6 protein-coding genes are annotated in these 3,447 nt (G+C 35.7%); 5 read left to right on the forward strand and 1 reads right to left on the reverse strand.

The features are described from left to right. Nucleotides 1-209: 209 nt before the first annotated feature. The 3 genes from ACFINZ_RS09040 to ACFINZ_RS09050 all read left to right on the forward strand — a co-directional run bounded on the left by ACFINZ_RS09040 (nt 210) and on the right by ACFINZ_RS09050 (nt 1,499). Nucleotides 210-461: a helix-turn-helix transcriptional regulator gene (locus ACFINZ_RS09040; RefSeq protein ID WP_375633200.1), complete on the forward strand. Its 252-nt coding sequence runs from the start codon at nt 210-212 to the stop codon at nt 459-461. Between the two features lie 12 nt (nt 462-473). Next, the gene (locus ACFINZ_RS09045; protein ID WP_375633201.1) at nt 474-926 is read left to right on the forward strand and encodes a hypothetical protein; all 453 of its coding nucleotides are present in this window, start codon (nt 474-476) and stop codon (nt 924-926) included. Nucleotides 927-1,076: 150 nt separating this feature from the next. Beyond that, complete coding sequence (locus ACFINZ_RS09050) at nt 1,077-1,499, forward strand: hypothetical protein (RefSeq protein ID WP_375633202.1); 423 nt, start codon at nt 1,077-1,079, stop codon at nt 1,497-1,499. Between the two features lie 24 nt (nt 1,500-1,523). Here the strand turns inward: ACFINZ_RS09050 and ACFINZ_RS09055 are convergent, their stop codons facing one another. Further along, complete coding sequence (locus ACFINZ_RS09055) at nt 1,524-2,399, reverse strand: hypothetical protein (protein ID WP_375642943.1); 876 nt, start codon at nt 2,397-2,399, stop codon at nt 1,524-1,526. A 29-nt stretch (nt 2,400-2,428) separates the two neighbouring features. Here ACFINZ_RS09055 and ACFINZ_RS09060 point away from each other — a divergent pair, with 29 nt between their 5' ends. Further along, nucleotides 2,429-2,905: a crossover junction endodeoxyribonuclease RuvC gene (locus tag ACFINZ_RS09060; RefSeq protein WP_375633204.1), complete on the forward strand. Its 477-nt coding sequence runs from the start codon at nt 2,429-2,431 to the stop codon at nt 2,903-2,905. Continuing rightward, the coding region (locus ACFINZ_RS09065) for a DUF1376 domain-containing protein (protein ID WP_375701358.1) at nt 2,898-3,447 on the forward strand (550 nt) is incomplete at its 3' end. The genes ACFINZ_RS09060 and ACFINZ_RS09065, both read left to right, overlap by 8 nt.

Raw genomic sequence — 3,447 nt, forward strand, 5'->3', positions numbered from 1 at the left:
TGGCTTTCATCCAGTGGTCCCGACCGACCAATGTTTTGATCATCATCATAGACAACTAATAAAATTTCATTGGAATTAATAAGAATTGGCTTATCCATAATTTCTCCTCCCTAACACCCCTTGGCGATTGTTTGTGTTAATTTATAATATATTTATATAACTATAATTATATGAATAAAATAAGACAAAGCTGTAATTGGAGCTTGTAAATGGATCAACGAGAAGATTTTAAAAATTTGACTAAGTCAATACGAGTCAAATTTAATTGGACACAATCAGAAATGGCTAAAACGCTTGGTGTAACTCAAGCCGCTGTTTGTAAGTGGGAAAAAAGAGGATCGATTTCCGTAATAAATTATCTCAAGCTACAAAAGTTGAAAGATGGTTCTAGCTCTATGCCTGCTTTTATTGCTGCTTCTACAGATAACAACAAACACCCACAGCATAATTCACAGGCTTAAAGAAGAAAGATCATGAGAAACGGAATATTGAAGAAGATCTACACCCAGTTTTGTAGATTAATAGGTTGTAATACGAAAATGAAGAATGGAAATAGATTGGTGGAAGAATGGAGAAAAGTACCATGTCGTGACTGTAGCGTAGAAGATCTTGTGAAACGACACGAAACTCACACAACAATTCTTAAAAAACGAGAAGAATGGCATAAGTCAAAATTTGATAGTTGGATGAGATGGCATGAAGCAACTCTTGCAGAGCGAGATAAGTCAATTGAACAACAGCAAGTAGTACTTGAAAACCTATCCTCTTTAATTAAGCAAAAAAATAAGACCCTGTATGAACAAAGATTAAAGTTGGCTTCACAAATGGAGCTAATTGATAAATTAAATAATAAAATCATTTGCTTAATTAACAAAAAAGAAGAACCAAAATTGAGAGATTTTATTTTCGCAGGAGAACTTTTTTAACTTGCGTCATTTGAGCCACAAATGAGGATTGTTAATTAACAATGAATCATTGCGAGGTTCCTTTTTCAAAAACATTTTTGCAAGACAAGCAATCACAACGCGCTCTGTCACAACAGCACCCTTCACACTCTTAAAGAAGAAAGATCAGAGATGATAGATGTCCCACATATCACTATAAGCAAGGTCCAGTTGATTGATCTTGTTAATAATATTGGAGAGGCAACCATATATTATGGTGTCCGTTCGCCTCAAGATGCATCTTTTGAAACAAGAATAGATCCCTCATCGACAGGTTATTTTGTCTATATGCTGTATAGTATCTTTGCGCGTGATGATAGAAATTATTTTCCGTTATTGCCGTACGATGATTTTAATCAATGGTTTTCATCTGCGTTTACGCAAGTTTTTACAACTTGGTTTGATAATTATTTTTCTCAAGAGTTGTTATCTTTTTATCGCTTAAATGAGCTGATCTTGTTTATGATCTTAGTCAAAGATAAGCTTGATCTCTTAAGGCTTGATCTCTTAAGGGATGAAGTTATCAAAAAAAGAAATCAAATTAATAAATCATAGCATAAAAATGTTTGCCTAAGTGAGTTAATGCAATTTTTTAAAGTCTATGAGGTCGGTTTGTGTCGTTACAGTCATTGTTGTTTCTGGTTTCAATGGGGATGTATGAGTAATGATTAAAGTAACTTGGGCTTTTATATCTTCTTCACGCGCTGCTACAAAAATAAGGATTCCTGTGTACTTATCTTCTGAGGGAGCTATAGAAATATTAACATCGATTTCTTGTCCCGTTCGAAAATCCTTTGCTTTCTCACAGTATCCGGATGATATTGGGTGTGACGTTGGTCTGGCATCAGGATTAACATATGGTGATTGCATTTGCCACAATCTTGTTTCTGGTTTGTATCTAATGCCATATCCAAGAATAAAGCGAGGACCATCTTTTAGCTTTATATTTAAAACGTGGATGACAGTTTGTGCATTGTTTTTTATCTTTAAACAAAGAAGCGTCCACTTGCCTTTTGTTGGCAAATGGGGTCCAGTTGTATATATGGAAGGTGGCGTTCCTAAATCCTCTACTCTTTTGTTATCTAACAAAATTTTAATATGTTCTTCTGACCATTTGGCAAGATCTTTTGTCGATATCGCTTGCTCTTTAAGGGCTATCGTTTGTTCCTGGCTTTCTGCAAATTGCTTGCTTATCCATTCTTTATCTTCTTCTCGTTTTTTTGCAGCTTTTTCTAAATCATCTTTGCGGATTTTGGCTGCTTCTTTACGGTCTTTATTTCTTAAAATAACCGCTACTGAAAGAGATCCGATAAATGACAAAAAACCTGTAAGAAATATCTTTATCCATTCTTGCATCTTTCCCCTCCCCACTTTTTTAGAATCATTGGGAGGGTACTTTTTCAAAAATATTTTTTCAAGACAAGCAATCACAACGCGCTCTGTCATAGCACACATATAAATACGTAGAGCCTTAAGGGGAGATTATGATCACTAATGCACAAACCATTCTCTGTCTTGATCTAGGCACTAAGACTGGCTGGGCGCTTCGTGATGCAGATGGTTTTATCACAAGTGATACAGAATATTTTCAATCACGCCGTTTTGAAGGCGGTGGGATGCGTTACTTGCGCTTTAAGAAATGGCTTTCTGAACTAAAGAGATCTGTTGATGAAATTGATGCGGTGTATTTTGAAGAGGTACGTCGGCATGTGGGTACAGACTCTTCTCATGTTTATGGGGGCTTTCTGGCAACTCTAACAGCTTGGTGTGAACATCATCAGATACCGTATGAAGGCATTCCCGTTGGTACGATTAAGAAAGCAATGACAGGCAAAGGAAATGCCTCAAAAGCAGAATTGATTAAGGCAATGCGTGCAAAAGGTCACGCGCCTTGTGACGACAACGAAGCAGATGCTTTGGCAATTTTATATTTAATGAAAGAAGGGGATGCGCATGTCTAATGGTATGCCGTGGATAAGATTTCATTTGTATGACTGGATAAGTGGTACAGATGTGATGACGTTGGAACAACGGGGCGTTTATATAACGCTTATTGTACGCATGTACGATAAGAAAGCACCAATTAAAGAAGATTTTGAAACGCTTTCACGCGCTTGCAATTGTTCACGAAAAAAATTCGCAACTATCGTCGAATATTTAATGAGGAATGATAAAGTTATTGAGACAGATAATGGATTGTGGAATACGCGCGTTGAAGAAGAGCTAAAAGATTTTTCTGATAAAAAAGAGCACATATCGCAAGTTCGTAGTGAGGCTGGTAAAAAAGGTGCAAAAGCAAAAAATAATATAAAACAACATATTAATAATTTTGCTGAAGCAAAAGATAAGCAAAACGTTTTTTTTGCTGAAGCAAACGACAAGCAAAATCTAGCTATAAAGAACCAGAATAAGAATAATATATATATAAAAAATAAAACTATCGTTTTATCAAAAAAAGAAATTGATTTTGAAGATTTAGAAATCACCGATTTGGTTCACGAGC

The organism is Bartonella sp. AA81SXKL, from assembly GCF_042196945.1.
Classification (GTDB): Bacteria; Pseudomonadota; Alphaproteobacteria; order Rhizobiales; family Rhizobiaceae; genus Bartonella.